This is a genomic window from Spirosoma oryzae, from assembly GCF_003002825.1.
Taxonomy (GTDB): Bacteria; Bacteroidota; Bacteroidia; order Cytophagales; family Spirosomataceae; genus Spirosoma; species Spirosoma oryzae.
The window spans coordinates 92,344-107,431 of sequence record NZ_PVTE01000017.1 but is presented as its reverse complement, the minus strand read 5'-3'; the positions used below and the strand labels follow the sequence as shown (position 1 = coordinate 107,431).

General features: G+C 55.9%; 13 protein-coding genes. 6 read left to right on the top strand and 7 right to left on the bottom strand.

Annotated features, from left to right (window positions below; all coding sequences use genetic code 11):
- Positions 1-99: 99 nt before the first annotated feature.
- The 4 genes from CLV58_RS19015 to CLV58_RS19000 all read left to right on the top strand — a co-directional run bounded on the left by CLV58_RS19015 (position 100) and on the right by CLV58_RS19000 (position 5,312).
- Positions 100-1,224 (top strand): mevalonate kinase family protein, encoded by a 1,125-nt coding sequence (locus CLV58_RS19015; RefSeq protein WP_106139410.1) that lies wholly within the window; start codon positions 100-102, stop codon positions 1,222-1,224.
- A gap of 60 nt (positions 1,225-1,284) precedes the next feature.
- Positions 1,285-2,583, top strand: a complete 1,299-nt coding sequence (eat, locus tag CLV58_RS19010; protein WP_106139409.1) for an ethanolamine permease — start codon at positions 1,285-1,287, stop codon at positions 2,581-2,583.
- A 180-nt stretch (positions 2,584-2,763) separates the two neighbouring features.
- Entirely contained in the window at positions 2,764-3,771 is a 1,008-nt protein-coding gene (locus CLV58_RS19005) for a hypothetical protein (RefSeq protein ID WP_146141477.1), read from the top strand.
- Between the two features lie 170 nt (positions 3,772-3,941).
- Entirely contained in the window at positions 3,942-5,312 is a 1,371-nt protein-coding gene (locus CLV58_RS19000; protein WP_106139407.1) for a hypothetical protein, read from the top strand.
- 600 nt (positions 5,313-5,912) lie between these two features.
- On the opposite strand, the gene CLV58_RS18995 is transcribed toward CLV58_RS19000, so the two are convergent.
- From CLV58_RS18995 to CLV58_RS18965, 7 genes are all read right to left on the bottom strand, one after another.
- Positions 5,913-6,311 (bottom strand): hypothetical protein, encoded by a 399-nt coding sequence (locus CLV58_RS18995; protein ID WP_146141476.1) that lies wholly within the window; start codon positions 6,309-6,311, stop codon positions 5,913-5,915.
- A gap of 135 nt (positions 6,312-6,446) precedes the next feature.
- Positions 6,447-6,914 (bottom strand): hypothetical protein, encoded by a 468-nt coding sequence (locus CLV58_RS18990; RefSeq protein ID WP_106139405.1) that lies wholly within the window; start codon positions 6,912-6,914, stop codon positions 6,447-6,449.
- Positions 6,915-6,993: 79 nt separating this feature from the next.
- On the bottom strand, positions 6,994-8,196 hold the full coding sequence (gene chrA, locus CLV58_RS18985) for a chromate efflux transporter (RefSeq protein ID WP_106139404.1): 1,203 nt from the start codon (positions 8,194-8,196) through the stop codon (positions 6,994-6,996).
- 58 nt (positions 8,197-8,254) lie between these two features.
- Entirely contained in the window at positions 8,255-9,214 is a 960-nt protein-coding gene (locus CLV58_RS18980; protein WP_106139403.1) for an isopenicillin N synthase family dioxygenase, read from the bottom strand.
- A gap of 140 nt (positions 9,215-9,354) precedes the next feature.
- Positions 9,355-10,050, bottom strand: coding sequence for a superoxide dismutase (locus CLV58_RS18975; protein ID WP_106139402.1), 696 nt, complete (start codon positions 10,048-10,050; stop codon positions 9,355-9,357).
- A 329-nt stretch (positions 10,051-10,379) separates the two neighbouring features.
- Positions 10,380-10,991, bottom strand: coding sequence for a recombination mediator RecR (gene recR / locus CLV58_RS18970; protein WP_106139401.1), 612 nt, complete (start codon positions 10,989-10,991; stop codon positions 10,380-10,382).
- A 167-nt stretch (positions 10,992-11,158) separates the two neighbouring features.
- Positions 11,159-11,437, bottom strand: a complete 279-nt coding sequence (locus CLV58_RS18965; protein WP_106139400.1) for an ATP-dependent Clp protease adaptor ClpS — start codon at positions 11,435-11,437, stop codon at positions 11,159-11,161.
- A 114-nt stretch (positions 11,438-11,551) separates the two neighbouring features.
- Between CLV58_RS18965 and CLV58_RS18960 the strand changes: the two genes are divergently transcribed.
- Together CLV58_RS18960 and treZ are read left to right on the top strand one after the other, a co-directional pair.
- Complete coding sequence (locus CLV58_RS18960) at positions 11,552-13,018, top strand: sodium:solute symporter (protein WP_106139399.1); 1,467 nt, start codon at positions 11,552-11,554, stop codon at positions 13,016-13,018.
- Between the two features lie 221 nt (positions 13,019-13,239).
- Complete coding sequence (gene treZ, locus CLV58_RS18955; RefSeq protein WP_106139398.1) at positions 13,240-15,087, top strand: malto-oligosyltrehalose trehalohydrolase; 1,848 nt, start codon at positions 13,240-13,242, stop codon at positions 15,085-15,087.
- Position 15,088: the final 1 nt, after the last annotated feature.

The following is a 15,088-nucleotide window of genomic DNA, read 5'->3' as shown; positions in this document are numbered from 1 at the left end:
CTTGGTTCGTGGTTTGTCGTTGATGGTTCGTAGTTCATACGGTCTGCGCTATTCTCGATAAACCACGAACCACCAACGACAAACCACGAACCTGTTTCAATGCCCGTAGCTGTAACCGCGTCGACGCCGGGGCGCATCTGCCTGTTCGGTGAGCATCAGGACTATCTGGGGCTGCCGGTCATTGCAGCCGCCATCTCCCGCCGAATTGCCATCACCGCCCAGCCCGACGACCAACCGGGTTTTCGGCTTGATCTGCCCGATATTGGCGGCCATGTGGCTATTCCCTTTACCGGTCAACCACTGCCTTACCTCAGCGAGCGCGACTATTTTCGGTCGGCGGTAAACATCCTGCTGCGGGAAGGCTATTCATTTAGTCGGGGCATCACGGGCACGGTTCGCGGTACAATCCCCATCAATTCGGGCACGTCGAGTTCGTCGGCTTTGCTGGTCAGCTGGATCAATCTGCTGACGCACCTGGCCGATCAGCCGGTTACATTATCCCCCAAACGGATTGCCGAACTGGCCTACACGGCCGAAGTGCTGGAGTTTGGCGAGCCCGGCGGCATGATGGATCACTACTCGACAGCAGTCGGTCAGCTGATTTACCTGGAATCGACACCGGCGATTGCCCTGCAAACGCTGACACCGCCGTTGGGCACGTTCGTGCTCGGCGATTCGCGCGAACCGAAAGATACAATCGGCATTTTGAGCCGGGTCAAGTTCGGGATGCTCGACATCGTCAAACGACTGAGTGCCCTCGATCCGACCTTCTCGCTGCACACGACGGAGTTAACGCAGGCAACCGAATACAAGGATATACTGACGAAAGACGAGTATATCCTGCTGAAAGGTAACCTGGCCAACCGCGACATTCTGCGCGACGCGCTAACGCTACTCAGCAACCCGGCCGAGCCATTCGATCACAGTCGCTTTGGCAAGCTGCTCAACGACCACCAGACCAACCTGCGGGATGCCCAGCGCATCTCGACGCCCAAAATTGACCGGATGCTCGATGCCGCGTTAAACGCCGGTGCACTGGGTGGTAAAATCAATGGCTCCGGCGGGGGTGGCTGCATGTTCGTTTACGCGCCTGTGCAGCCCGAACAGGTGGCCGACGCCATCGAGCGGGCCGGTGGCCGGGCTTACGTCATCACCGTAGACGAAGGAACATTTTTTTCTAAACACAGAGACGCGGAGGGAGCCACAGAGCGCACAGAGTATTAGCTGCTTTCTCTGTACGCTCCGTGTTTTCCTCCGTACCTCCGTGTTTAAAACCACCCGCGCATGACTCAGTCCAACAGTCTCAAGAAAGCCATCACTACCACACAGCTATGGGCTATCGCTGTGGGCATGGTGATTTCGGGTGAATATTTCGGCTGGAATTACGGCTGGGCCGTGGCCGGAACGGTCGGTTTTTTCTGGGCGACACTGCTGGTCACGGTGCTGTACCTCGCGTTTATTTTCAGCTACACTGAACTGACAGCCGCCATTCCCGACGCGGGCGGTCCGTTTGCGTATGCGCTGCGGGCGTTCGGTCCCACGGGTGGGTTTGTGGCGGGCTTTGCTACGCTGATCGATTTTCTAATGGCCCCACCAGCTATCGCAGCTGCGCTGGGCGCGTATGCCCATTTCCTCAACCCTGCCCTGCCCGTACTGTGGGTGGCGGTAGGGTCATACGTCGTATTCATCGGCATCAACCTGCTCGGTATTCGCGAGTCGGCCAATTTTTCGGTCATCATTACCTTTCTGTCGGTGGCCGAACTACTGTTTTTTCTGGTGCTGGTCGCGCCTGCCTACCGCACCGAAAACGTGCTGGCCCATAACGAAGAGTTTGGCATAGGGGGTATTTTCGCGGCTATTCCCTTTGCCATCTGGTTTTACCTGGCCATTGAAGGCGTAGCGATGGTTGCCGAAGAAGTGCGCGACCCCAACAAAACGATTCCCCGTGGTTATCTGCTCAGTATCGCTACACTGGTGGTGCTGGCGCTGGCTACCATGCTGCTCTGCGCGGGCGTCGGCGACTGGCGACAGCTTAGTACCATAGACTACCCCCTACCCGAAACGCTGGCCGTAGCGCTGGGACGACAAAATCCGTGGTCGAAGCTATTCGCCGGACTGGGGCTGTTTGGCCTGATCGCGTCCTTTCACGCTAACACACTAGGCTATTCCCGGCAACTGTTCGCGCTGGCGCGGGCGGGCTACCTGCCCCGCTTTCTGGCCGACGTAAACACCCGCTTCCAGACACCACACTGGTCGCTGATTGCCGGCGGGCTGGTTGGACTGGCCGCGCTGTTCTCCGGTACGACGGGGCAGATCATCACGCTGTCGGTCATTGGCGCACTGGTCATGTATATCAGCAGCCTGTTGAGTCTATTCCGCCTGCGCCAAACGGAGCCGGATCTACCCCGCCCCTTCCAGACACCCGGTTATCCCTTCGTACCCATGCTGGCGCTTACTCTGTCGGTTGTCTGTCTATTGGCGATCATCTGGTATAATCCGACACTGAGTGTACTCTTTTTTAGCTTGATGCTCATCGCCTGGTCACTCTTCCGCTGGCTGGTCAAACCCGTCGTTACGGCGTAGTCACGACGGTGGTAGCATCTATTTCTGGCGAAAATCCGCTTATTTGCAACGTCAGACCGATCTGTGAGCGTTTACTGTAGGTAGACAGCGTTCGTTCACACGTCATCACGCCATTGCTGTACATTTTTGGGGGACGCCTTCGTACGAGCACTTCTGCCAATCCGGTTACCAGTTCTGATTATGCTTTTTCTCAACCAGTTGCGGGCGGTATTCCGTTCCACCCCGCCCGCGCCCCATTCTGTCCCGCTCACCACCCCAGTACAGGTCCCCATGACCACACCGATCCTTCCGGCTTTATCGGGTCAGGAACCTGCAGAGGCCTTACCCGCCTGGCTCACCGATGAAGAAACGCTGCGCGACGAAGGTGTACTGTATGGCATGTCAGACGCTGATCCCGACGATAAACTGGCTGTCATCCGCGCCTACATAGCCCGGCAGACAACGCCCATTAGTCAGGCTATTAATCAGTTACGGACTCAGCTTACCGAACTGAACGAGCAGTTAGCCCAGCAGGAGAATCGGCAGCGGGACGAGCAGCACCGGATCGACACGCTGTATAAACAACACCTAACGGCTCCCAACCCGGCCCGTTCGGTCCTTGCGCTGGCGCTGGGTGTGGGAACGGGTACCGGCGCTTTTTTTCTGATCGACCAGACAACGCAACCGGTATATGGCAGTGTATTCATTAGCCTGGGGGTTTGTCTGGCGGGTATCGCCGGTCCGTTTAGTCAGCCTGCGGAACCCGACCGGGAACGGTTCGTTGGCTGGCTACTCAACACACTGGGACTACCCCTGATCGTAGCAGGCTTTGTCCTGACCGCTGCGCTCAGTACGCAATCAGTTGGGCAGGCAGTACTGTTATCAGTCGTGCTGTTGGCTCTCCTGCCCACTGCCGGACGGTTGATTGCCAACGGGTTACGCGGCTTTTCGCTCAGGGCAAGCCGGCACACGTCGTTACCACTGATCGACTCACTCACGCAGCAAGTTGCTGTCTGTCAACAGGAAATCAACGCCTTGCGGGCACAGAAAGCCCAGTTAACAACGTTGCTTAATCAGCAGGAAACCGAACTCACCCGGCATAACGCCCAGTGCGACGCGCTGATTCAGTTGTTTCTAAGCGAGTTTACGCTGGCTCGTAGCCTCCATAACCGCCTGACGGAAGCGCAACGTACGGTATTGTTTAGTTAAGTATACAGTTTACGGTAGTCGACATATGCTGGTTCGTCACACGGTGGCCACTGTGGTGCGGTCCGTCACGGAATCACACGATTCCGCAGCAGGCACGATCCGTTCACTGGCTGGCCGTTGCCAGTCGCACGCCGAAAACTGTACACGGAGTACTGTAAACCCATAACCGAATGGAACCAATCAACAAGCCTGATTATCAGCATGGCTATAGCAGTGGTGTCGACGGCGTCGACCGCGACCACTACGAAGGGTACCTGTCGAGTCAGATCAGCACCGACTGGCTGAACGAACGGATTACCGAAAAGCGGACTGAACTGGCGACCACAGAACGTCAATTTGCCGAAGCCACCGATGCTCACCGGACGGCCTACGCCGATTTACAGACCCACGCGCTACAGGTCGACCGGTTGAACAGGCAGGTCAGTAAGCGTGAGGCCGACCGGCAGGCGATACTGGACGCCCGCGATGCGCTTCAGGCGCGACGGACCAAAGCCGCCCCCGACTATTCGCTGCTGGCCGGGCTGCTCTTTCTGGTAGCCGGTATCTCCTTTCTGGCCGGCGACCTGATTATCTCTCACGAGATCGTTGCCTACGCGCTCAACATCCGCAACTCCGACGAGGCCTGGGCCTTTGCGGTGGGGCTGGCGATGGTATCGATACTGCTCAAGCCCGCCTACGACCGGCTCATCGAACAACCGTATCAGGAAAATCCGACGCAGAACCGGGGCCGCTACGAACGATTCAAGATGGCGCTGGCCGTGTTCGCCGTACTGACCCTGGCCGTGCTGGGCTGGTTTCGGTACGAAGCTTACCGCACCGATCAGTTGAAGGCGGCCATCAACAAGTCGGTCAGGCAGTTGCAGTTGGGTAATGATCCATTAGCCGCAACGCCAACCCTGTCGCCCTCGGTGATGAATCAGATCGAGAAGCAACTGGCGGAATCGAGCGAACTGAATCTGGCACTGGTCAACAGCCCCTGGGCGCTGCTGTCGTTCGTACTGAGTGGTATTCTGTTTGCGCTGGCGGGGGCCGTCTGTCTGGGTATTGCGCTGCCCGTTCTGTCGGCGTTCTGGTTTCGCTGGCTACAGGCTGACATCCGATTGGGCAAATACCGGCGTCGGCTACGGCGAATGGACAAGGAAATGGCTCCGCTGGACAGTGAGCTGGCCGAACAACGCACGCAGCAGAACGTGTTGCAGCACAACCTCGACCTGCTGCCCAATCTGGCCGAACTAAAGACCAGGATTCAAACACAGACAGCGGATTTGACTCATCTGCTGGCCGAACTGAAACTGGCGCAAACCGACAGTCGCATCGGCAACTTCAACGACGGCTACGGGCAGGGCACTGCCGTTCGGAGTACGCTCACGGATGATGAACAGCGACAACTTCAGCGGGAACGACTGCTGGCCACGACCAACCGGCCACCCCGCCCCGCCGAGTCGGCTACCGGCTCCGCAGCCGACAAACCCGTTAACGGTAAGGCGACAGCGCAACGCCCCTATCAGACCGTCCGACAGTTTCTGTCCGATCAGTTGTAACGTTTTCGGTATACGGTTTTCAGTTCACAGAGGCTGTAGTGTGTAGCCCAACCCCCCAGGTCTGGTGGACGCGACAGCGGCCAATAAAGCTATCATCTACGACCGGTAGCCGTCAGGCTACACAATACCCCCACCCAGGGCTGTTAAGTTCTAGCCTGTTTACCCCCCGCCCCCCTGAAGGGGGAGTAGTTTGCTTGCAAATTTCACCCCCTTCAGGGGGCGGGGGGTATGGTTAGCCGAAGGAAATTTGGCTTCTGGTAGTATCAAATCAAGAATTTAACAGCCCCACCCCCTACCGTAAACCGAAAACCGTATACCGATAACCAAGAACCGGCATGAAAACGACTTGCTGTATCGTGGGGGCGGGTTATGGTGCTCATCGACCGACACGATTAGTTTCAGTACGGCTATCTGATTTCCAACGGTCAGTTCGACGCCATCAAACAACAGGGACTACCGGCTTTACAGGAGGTTATTCTACAGTTGGCCCTGTTCGTCGGCGAGTCGGTCCGTACACTTGTCAGTTGGGAACAGATCAGCCTGCTCACGGTGAAGATCAATCGGCTTCGGCGCTGGTACATAACGGCCTGAGTCGAACAGTCAGTAATCTACGTCGATCGTCAACTCTCCGTTTTTAGCCGTTAGCGGCTGGTAGATCAGCGAGAAGTCTGTTGAACCAGTACTGAAAACAATGGTCGTATCGATTTTACCGGGTCCTAGCCGAAGCAGGTATGGGTCCAATCCATGCAGCGCGGTGTGTCGCCATACGGGTAATCCGCTGCTGTTCAGTGTAGTATTCCGGTCCTGATAAATAACGGCTTTTCCGTCCAGGTAGCCACGAACATGAACAGGGGCAGGCGGGTCTACAGCACCCAATCGGGACGTATACGGCACGGCAAACTGCTGGCGGTTGGCTACTCTGTCAACACGAATGTGCGTACCGGGTCGATGACGAACATATAGCCACAAGCCAACCGCGATTGCGAAAAATGTAGTCAATATAAAAAAACCAGATTTTGCCGACATATGCGGTTGACTTGACAGGACACGATACCATCCGGTGCACGTTTTGGCCACTACGGGGTAGCTGGTGCGTGTAAACAATACTTCGAACAAACCACCCGACTCCGCCGACTACGGTAATTTATTCGAACTATTTCCAGATTTACCCAAGAAATAGTATTGTGGCGTTCCATCGATTCGGTTAATACCAACAAACAACTTGAATGCCTGTGCCGATAAGTCATTTACGTCAAAAAACTGACTCTGGTAGATTCGGCCTACCTTGAAATAGTACGTTTTTCCTTTTTCGAGCGGGATATAAACGGCCTTGCGGACGGCCTGTCCGTATTCATCATCACTGGCAGACGATGCTTCGTATGGTCCGTCTGGCAGTATACCCAGACTGTCGGCATCGGTTTCGATAACGGTATACGCGTTGTTTTTGACTACGATTGGTTTGTTTTTATCCAGCGTGGTGTAAAACCTAACGCCAGCTAGTGTTACGGTACCGTTCCTGACCAGATAGATTTTCGACGTCGACTGACCGGACGCCAACGTGATACTTAAGCAGAGCAAACCGAAAAGCAGGCGGTATTTCATGGCGATTCTATGTTTAGTTCGTCAAGTAACTCCTTTTCAGCACATAGCGCGCTTAATTTATCATTAGAATGTACGGTTGTTACAGCACAACCCCGGCCAGCAATCCACCTAGAATAAGCACGAAAGGTGGCGTACGGGTATAGAGCAGCAAGCCCATCGTAATCAGCACCACAGCGACGGAGGGCCAGTGGGGTACCATTGGTTGAAAAAGGACGACAGCAGCCGCAGCCGTCAGCCCACTACTGGCCGCGTTGATTCCGTCCAGCGACGCCCGCACGACACGGTAGCGTTTGAGTTGCTCCCAGAACCGGTAAACAAAGAAGATCAGGAAAGCACCCGGTAGAAAGATGCCCGCCGTCGCAACGAAGCTACCCCAGATTTGGCCGTGCGGTCCGGCATCGCGCATGGATAAGGCACCAATGTAGGACGCAAACGAAAAGACCGGTCCCGGCACCGCCTGCACCAGCCCTAGCCCCGATAGAAATTCCTCGCGCGACAGATAGTGCTTGAACGCGACAAACTCGTTGTACAGAATCGGTGTCAGCACTTGTCCCCCGCCAAAGACCAGACTGCCGTTACGGTAAAAATTCTCGAACAGACGCACCGGCAGCGACTGGGTCAGCGCCCCGCAGATAGCGGCTACGATCAGCACCCCCAGCCACAGAATGAAGTTCGACCAGTCGATCCGCAGGGGCTGCTTTTCCATCCGCTCCTGCTTCTGGTACGCCAGTCCGGTAGTTAGCCCACCCATAATGATGACCAGGGGGGTCACGTAGGGCGAACGAAACAGGTAAGCCGCCACAGCCGCAATCATCGCCAGCATGACCCCTGTGCGGTTTTTGATCACTTTCTGCCCGATGCGATACCCGGCCACGATCAGAAACCCCACGGCCATCGGCTGGATAAACCGCGCAAATTGTAACGACAGATTGTGCTGCTCCAGGTAATAGATAGCCATCCCGAAGGCCGTCATGATGCTTACGCCCGGCAACACCCAGATAAGCAGCGTCAGATATGCCAGGTTAGGACCACCGATTTTAAACCCGACCGCCGTAATCGTTTGCGTAGACGTGGGACCGGGCAGAATCTGGCAGAGGGCGTTCAACTCCAGCAATTCAGATTCGGTGATGTAGCGACGCTTCTTGACAAAGCGTTCGTACAACATGGCAAAATGCACCTGTGGGCCACCAAACGTAGTCAGGGCCAGAATCAGAACGTCTTTCAGAAAAATGATGTAACGAATCCGGCGAACCGGAGCAATCGGCGGTACAGGATAGGCCATAGAGCAGCCAAAAAGAATGCGCCGAAGTGTACTCAACTTCGGCGCAGGCTAGATACGATCAGGCTTTTTTCAGGCCCAGTTCCATCAGGCGTTCGTTCAGAAATTCGCCCGCCGTCATATCGACGTACAATTTAGGATGCTGCGCATCGATGCAACTGGGCAGGCTGCTCAGGTTCATGTCGGCGCGGGGGTGCATGAAGAACGGAATCGAGTACCGCGACTGATTCATCTTCTCACGCGGGGGGTTCACCACCTGATGAATCGTCGATTTCAGCTTGTGGTTGGTCAGCCGATCGAGCATATCGCCGACGTTGACGATGATCTGATCGGGCAGGGCCGTAATACCAATCCATTTCCCATCGCGACGCAGTACTTCCAGCCCATCAGCCGAAGCGCCCATCAGTAGCGTAATCAGGTTGATATCACCGTGTGCCGCAGCCCGTACGGCACCGTCCGGGGTCGTGTCGGGATCGAGGGGGAAATAATGCAGTGCCCGCAGAATGCTGTCGCCGTTCTGTACTTTGTCGTCGAAATACGTCTCGGGTAGTTCGAGGTACAGCGCGATGGCCCGCAGCAGCGACCGACCCGCTTTTTCGAGCGTCTGGTAGGTAGTCAGCGTGGCTTCGGTGAAGGCTGGGTACTCATCGGGAAATACGTTACCCGGCATATCACCGATTGGATCGGGCTGACCGACATGATAAAACTCCTTCAGGTCAGCCACTTTGAACCCCTTGGCCGTTTCTTTACCCTTGCCGATATAGCCCCGCTGCCCGTTCAGGTCGGGCCGTTCGTACTTCTTTTTGATCTCGTCGGGCGCCTGAAAAAATTCTTTTGCCGACGCGTACAGCCGGTTTGTCAGTTCGTCGGTAAGGCCGTGGTTTTTAATCGCTACGAAGCCGATCTGGTTGAACGCGCGGCCCAACTCCTGTACGAAGCGGGCTTTGCGGTCAGGGTCGCCGGACGTAAAATCGGCAAGATCCAGCGACGGGATCTCGTCATATAATTCTTCGCTTAACATAGACTAATCTAATTTTTACAAATATAAAAAGTTATAAAGTCGTAGAGTTGTAAAGTTGCTGGCAAGTCCTGGCTGACGCCGGATGGACTGATGCGGTAGCAACTTTACAACTCTACGACTTTACGACCTTATAACTTTTTTTATCCTGCGTAATTTTTGGCGATTTTGTCCCAGTCGTACACGTTCCAGGCAGCCGTTACGTATTCGGGGCGCTTGTTCTGGTACTTCAGGTAGTAGGCATGCTCCCACACGTCGAGACCCATCAGCGGAGTACCTTTTTTCTCGGCCAATGCCATCAGCGGGTTGTCCTGGTTGGGCGTCGTGACGATTTCAACGCCATCGCCCGACTTGATGAGCCACACCCAGCCCGACCCAAAGCGCGAACCGGCAGCTTTGGCCCACTCTTCCTTAAACTTGTCGAACGAGCCAAATTTCTTGTTGATGGCTTCGGCCAACGCACCTTTAGGCGCACCGCCCCCTTTCGGACTGAGAATCGTCCAGAAAAAGCTGTGGTTCCAGTGGCCACCCCCATTGTTACGGACGGCGGCTGGTGTACTGCTGCTTATGCTTTTCACCAGGGCGTCGATGTCCATCTTCGCCATGTCGGTGCCGGCCACAGCTTTGTTCAGGTTATCGACGTAGGCTTTGTGGTGTTTATCATGGTGAATCTCCATCGTCATTTTGTCGATGTGGGGTTCGAGCGCGGCAAACTCATAAGGCAGCGGGGGTAGTTTGAACGGACCTTCCGTCTGCGCTGGCGTAATGCCAAACGAGCGGAATGCCATCAGTCCGGCCGAAGCACCGAACGCCAGTTTCAAAAATTCAGAGCGATTCATGCGAATGTTGGTTTATAGGCAACAAATAACGTTCAGATGAACAACCGGCCTTGGCGACCGTTGTTCGCTGCCCGCAAAGAAACGGGTTTTTAGATGGGGTTGGACAGGATGACCGGATTTACGGGATTGATTTTTCGTTAACCCTAAAAAACGCCGGGTTGAAACCCGGCGCAAAACCCGTGAATCCTTCCGGCGGCCACCATGGCGCGGCCCGGCTGTGATCCTGTCGAAACGTACCTCGATCTTGGCGGCTTACCCGACCTCACAGCAAAAACGCCGGGTTGAAACCCGGCGCAATCCTGTTAATCATGTAATCCTGTCCAACCCTCCTAATCGTAGGCGATACGGCTGAGGATACTGCGACCGAGTGTTACTTCGTCGGCGTATTCGAGGTCGCCCCCGATGGGTACTCCCCGCGCGATGGTCGAGATTTTCAGTTTGAACGGCCGCAGCCGTTTTTGCAGGTAAAACGCCGTTGTGTCGCCCTCCATCGTCGGGCTGATCGCCAGAATGATCTCCTTGACCTGCTCCGCTTCCGCCCCTTTCAGCCGGTCGACGAGCGAATCGATTTGCAGGTCGCTAGGGCCAACTCCTTCGACGGGCGAGATGATACCGCCCAGCACGTGGTACAGCCCTTTGAACTGCGCCGTATTTTCAATCGCCAGTACGTCACGGGTATCTTCCACCACGCAGATGATCGACTGATCGCGTTTGCTGCTGGCACAGATCGAACACAACTCGTTGTCCGACAGGTTGTGGCATTTCCGACAATACTGCACCCCCGTCCGCATGGCTTTCAGACTCGTCGCCAGCGTCTCGGTCTGCTCTTCATCGCGTTTGAGCAGGTGAAGTACGAGCCGAAGGGCTGTCTTCTTACCGATACCCGGCAGTTTAGCCACTTCGTTGACTGCGTCTTCTATTAACTTCGATGGATATTCCATTAACAATGAGCGAAAGAATGAAAGAGCGAAAGAGCGATTTTCAACAACAGCAGTTGTTTTGCTCACCTCGCCATTGCTCCGACTGGATGACAGGCCGGAAACGAGCGAACGAGTGCTGGAGTGGGTAGCGCATCAGTCGCTCTTTCACTCATTCACTCTTTCGCCCTTTAATTCAACACCTCTGCGCTGATGCCGCGTCGGCAGATCTCGTTGCGCATCGGTACCAACTCATCCCACGAACCGTTTTTGACGGTGCATTTACCCTTGTAGTGAATCAGGAGCGTACATTGCTCGGCTTGTTCGGGCGTATGGGCGCATACATCCATCAGCGTGTCGATCACGTGATCGAATGTATTGACGTCGTCATTGAAAACGACCAGGTTATGAACGTCGGTTTCAACTACGGCTTCCAGCAGGGCTACTTCGCTTTCTTCAAAAGGTTGCATGGGACCTAAAATCGTGTTTATTTAGCAAATTTACGCCAAACCGGGCAGTTTACGAAACGCATAACGATCTGTTAAACTAACCGTTTTCGCCCGTATAAAGTTGCTTTATTGCCCATGAATCCCACTCTCGCGCTGCTCATTCTGATCGCTTATTTTGGGCTGCTGGTCGCCGTTTCGTTTTATACCGCCCGTGGGGCCGATACGACCACGTTTTTCACCGCCAACCGGCAATCACCCTGGTGGCTGGTGGCCTTCGGGATGATCGGCACATCGCTGTCGGGAGTCACGTTTATCTCGGTGCCGGGCGCGGTCGGTAAGATCGGATTTTCTTATTTTCAGGTCGTGCTGGGCTACATCATCGGCTACCTCGTCATCGGTACGGTACTGATGCCGCTCTACTACCGGCTTAACCTGATTTCCATTTACGGTTACCTCGAAAAGCGCTTCGGCTACTGGGCGTACAAGACGGGCGCAGGCTTTTTCCTGCTCGCCCGAACGGTTGGATCGGCCGTTCGCCTGTATGTGGCGGCTAACGTGCTGCAACTGGCGATTTTCAACGCATTGGGCATTCCCTTTGAAGTCTCCGTACTAATCACTATTGGCCTGATCTGGGTGTACACCTTCAAGGGGGGCGTCAAAACGATTATCCTGACCGATTCGCTGCAAACCATCTTCCTGGTGTCGGCCGTCGTGCTGACGATCGTACTGATTTCGCGGGAGCTGCATTTTTCGTTCGGCGAACTGATCGGATCGATCAAAGCCAGCCCCAACTCGACCATTTTCTTCTGGGACGCCAACGACCCCAAGAATTTCTACAAGCAGTTTATTTCGGGGATTTTTATTGCCATCGTAATGACGGGGCTGGATCAGGACCTGATGCAGAAAAACCTGACCTGCAAAAACATCGGCGACGCGCAGAAAAACATGTTCTGGTTTACGATTACGATGGTTATCGTCACCTTTCTGTTTATGTGCCTGGGCGTATTGCTCTACATCTACGCCGGTCGCGAAGGCATCGCCATTCCCGAACGCACCGACGACCTATACCCCCTTCTGGCGCTGAATCACCTCGGCCCGCTGGTAGGCATCACGTTTCTGCTGGGCATAACGGCCGCGACCTACGCCAGCGCCGATTCAGCCCTGACAGCCCTGACAACGTCGTTCTGCATCGATTTCATGAACGTTGAAACCCGGCCCGAAGCCGAACGCGCCCGTATCAAACACATCGTTCACATCGGTTTCTCACTGTTGTTTTACGTGGTCATTATCTTGTTTCGGCAACTCAACAGCAAGGAGGTCATCACGGCCGTTTTCGACATCGCGGGCTACACCTACGGCCCGCTGCTGGGCCTGTACGCCTTCGGCATTTTCAGTCAGCGCCCCGTCGTCGACCGCTTCGTTCCGTGGATTTGTCTGGCCTCACCGGTACTCACGTTCATCATCAATCAGAACTCGGCAGCCTGGTTCGGTGGCTACCAGTTTGGCTTCGAGCGATTGCTACTGAACGGCCTGATTACCATGCTCGGACTCTGGGCTGTTTCCAAATCGATCAAACATGCCGAGCCGGTAGCGGTTTCATAATTTTCGGTTTTCAGTATACGGTTCAAGGTCAGTCTTACGTAGTTGGCCGGCGCGTGTGTAGCCTGGACGTCCACGTCCGGGTGGGCGCGAAGCGACCAATTGGCTACCGCCTGCGTAGTTGCCCTGACGGGCACCCGGACCTGGAGGTCCAGGCTACACACGCGCCCGAAAACTGAAAACCGTATACCGTAAACCCCATACCGCATACCGAATACAACCCTATGACAGAAGTACCCATCGCCCGGCGGACACTGGGCGTATCGTTCGGGCCAGATAAGACGGCCACCGTACAGGTCTGGGGCCCCACGGCGACCACGGTCCAGTTAGTACTGAATACTACGGGCGAGACACTCCCGCTGGAGCCGGCCACGAACGGTTGCTGGCATACGACAACCCGTCAGCTCCGCCCCGGCGACCTGTACCAGATCGCGCTCGACGGCCGACGCCTGCCCGACCCGGCATCGCTGGCGCAGCCACAGGGCGTGCACGGCCCTTCGCAGGCGTTTGATCCGACCGTTTTTTCCTGGACCGATCAGGCCTGGCAGAATCCCGACCTCGACGATTACCTGTTCTACGAACTGCACACCGGCACTTTCAGCCCGGAGGGCACGTTTGCCGGCGTTGCGGCCCGGCTCGACCATCTCGTTGACCTCGGCGTAAACGCCATCGAACTGATGCCGGTTGCGCAGTTTCCGGGCGACCGCAACTGGGGTTACGACGGCGTGTGTCCGTTTGCCGTACAGCATTCCTACGGCGGGGCGCAGGGGCTACAGCTACTGGTCGACGCCTGTCATGCGCGGGGGCTGGCGGTGGTGCTCGATGTGGTGTACAACCACATGGGACCGGAGGGCAATTATTTCTCCAGCTACGGTCCTTACTTCACCAACCGCCACCGGACGCCCTGGGGCGACGCCATCAATTTCGACGGTCCTGACAGCGAAGGCGTCCGGCAGTATGTGATCGAGAACGTGCTGATGTGGTTTCGCGACTTTCACATCGACGCGCTCCGGCTCGATGCGGTGCATGCCATCCGCGATGAAAGTGAATCGCATATCCTCCGCGACATTCGCCTGCACGTCGATCAGCTGATGGCACAAACCGGGCGGCAGCATTACCTGGTTATCGAATCCGACCAGAACGAGACGCGGTTTATCAAGCCCCTGTCCGAGGGTGGCTACGGCATGGACGCCCAGTGGAACGACGAGTTTCACCACGCCCTGCGCGTCACGGCGGGGGGCGAACAGCACGGGTACTACGCAGACTATGACGGCATTAAACACCTGGCAAAATCGTACTGCGATGCCTATGTCTACGATGGTACCTACATGCCCCGGCGCGCCAAAATCGTTGGCACCCCCACCACCGACCTGCCCGGCAGACAATTTGTCGTCTTTTCGCAAAACCACGATCAGATTGGCAACCGGATGCTGGGCGAACGACCCAGTCAGCTGGTGAGTGAGGCCATGCAGCGGCTGATGGCAGGGGCCGTGCTGACAAGCTCGTACCTGCCGATGCTGTTTATGGGCGAAGAGTGGAGCGAGCAGCACCCCTTCCTGTACTTCGTCAGCCACTCCGATCCCGCCCTGATCGACGCCGTCCGGCAGGGCAGGCAACGCGAATTTGCGGCTTTTCAGACGGCCGTTCCCGCGCCGGACCCACAGGCCGAAGCCACGTTCCAGCAGTCGAAGCTGCAATGGTCGTTACTCGGCGAAATGCATCATCAGACCATGTTTCGCTACTACAAGGCACTGATTGCCCTGCGCAAAACGTCTGTGTTGCGGTTTCCGAACCGAAAAAACGTGCTCGTCACTTTCCACGACGATACCCAGACGCTGGTGCTGCAACGCTGGCATGAACACCGGCGGATAGCCTGCCTGATGAATTTTTCGCGTGCGGTACAGCCCATTTGTCTACCCGTCAGCGATACACCCTGGCAGAAGCGTTTCGATTCGGCCGATCCGATCTGGGGTGGGCCAGCAGCCGGGCCGGCGCAAATGCCCGGCGATGTCGAGGTATTGGTTCAACCGGAATCATTTTTACTCTACCTCAATCACGCTGACGATCTGTAGC

What these genes read in the sequence shown, in the direction of transcription:
- CLV58_RS19015 (WP_106139410.1), top strand. Translation starts at nt 100, where the DNA reads ATGCCCGTAGCTGTAACCGCGTCGACGCCGGGGCGCATCTGCCTGTTC.
- eat (WP_106139409.1), top strand. Translation starts at nt 1,285, where the DNA reads ATGACTCAGTCCAACAGTCTCAAGAAAGCCATCACTACCACACAGCTA.
- CLV58_RS19005 (WP_146141477.1), top strand. Translation starts at nt 2,764, where the DNA reads ATGCTTTTTCTCAACCAGTTGCGGGCGGTATTCCGTTCCACCCCGCCC.
- CLV58_RS19000 (WP_106139407.1), top strand. Translation starts at nt 3,942, where the DNA reads ATGGAACCAATCAACAAGCCTGATTATCAGCATGGCTATAGCAGTGGT.
- CLV58_RS18990 (WP_106139405.1), bottom strand. Translation starts at nt 6,914, where the DNA reads ATGAAATACCGCCTGCTTTTCGGTTTGCTCTGCTTAAGTATCACGTTG.
- chrA (WP_106139404.1), bottom strand. Translation starts at nt 8,196, where the DNA reads ATGGCCTATCCTGTACCGCCGATTGCTCCGGTTCGCCGGATTCGTTAC.
- CLV58_RS18980 (WP_106139403.1), bottom strand. Translation starts at nt 9,214, where the DNA reads ATGTTAAGCGAAGAATTATATGACGAGATCCCGTCGCTGGATCTTGCC.
- CLV58_RS18975 (WP_106139402.1), bottom strand. Translation starts at nt 10,050, where the DNA reads ATGAATCGCTCTGAATTTTTGAAACTGGCGTTCGGTGCTTCGGCCGGA.
- recR (WP_106139401.1), bottom strand. Translation starts at nt 10,991, where the DNA reads ATGGAATATCCATCGAAGTTAATAGAAGACGCAGTCAACGAAGTGGCT.
- CLV58_RS18965 (WP_106139400.1), bottom strand. Translation starts at nt 11,437, where the DNA reads ATGCAACCTTTTGAAGAAAGCGAAGTAGCCCTGCTGGAAGCCGTAGTT.
- CLV58_RS18960 (WP_106139399.1), top strand. Translation starts at nt 11,552, where the DNA reads ATGAATCCCACTCTCGCGCTGCTCATTCTGATCGCTTATTTTGGGCTG.
- treZ (WP_106139398.1), top strand. Translation starts at nt 13,240, where the DNA reads ATGACAGAAGTACCCATCGCCCGGCGGACACTGGGCGTATCGTTCGGG.